General features: G+C 30.8%; 1 protein-coding gene. It reads right to left on the bottom strand.

All coding sequences use genetic code 11. The features are described from left to right. Positions 1-170: 170 nt before the first annotated feature. The gene (locus Q1B05_RS18590) at positions 171-617 is read right to left on the bottom strand and encodes a DinB family protein (RefSeq protein ID WP_299782964.1); all 447 of its coding nucleotides are present in this window, start codon (positions 615-617) and stop codon (positions 171-173) included. Positions 618-671: the final 54 nt, after the last annotated feature.

The raw sequence follows: 671 nt of genomic DNA, 5'->3' as shown, positions 1-671 counted from the left end.
AACGTGTTTGTGTATGATTTCGTTGCGTGTTTAAGCCACTAATTTAGCAAATACAAACCGAATAGAAAATCCGCAAGGATTTTCGTAAGTAAGCTTGTACTAGCAATGAATTATACACGGTGTTGTGGTGCGTTTTTTCTCCATTTCAGTCGTCAATTTCAAAATTCAGTTTATCGTTTATAAAATATATAATCTGTTACGATTGGATTAATTCCATTTTGTCTTAAATCCGATATTATTTGTCCTTTGTGATGACTGAAATGATTCGCAATATGGAAGAGAATCTGCTGAATAGTATTATTAAATTCAGTTCCTTTTGAATTTGAGTATGATATATTTTCGGTCAATTCGTGATTTTTTAAAATTTCAAGCGTTTCATTATAGTTTTCGCTGTCAATTCGTTTGCATTCTCGAAGCGAGTGTTCAGCGTGAACTCCTAATTTTTCTTTATTCGTAATTCTTGCGTTCCAAACTTGTTGAGTATTTATCGAATGAGATATTAGCGGAATTGTTCTTTCAGATAGTGAATTTTCATTTTCAATTAGTTGTTCAATCAATTTCTGATTAAAGTGATTGTGATATTTAAATACGTCTTTAAAAAACTCTTTCATTTCCATTAATTTCTTTATTTTTCAATGCTTTCAGGATGTTTGTGTAAATGCACCACAACG

Source organism: uncultured Formosa sp. (assembly GCF_947500765.1).
GTDB lineage: Bacteria > Bacteroidota > Bacteroidia > Flavobacteriales > Flavobacteriaceae > Formosa.
The sequence above is the reverse complement of the archived record's forward strand: the minus strand, read 5'-3'. Positions and strand labels throughout refer to the sequence as shown.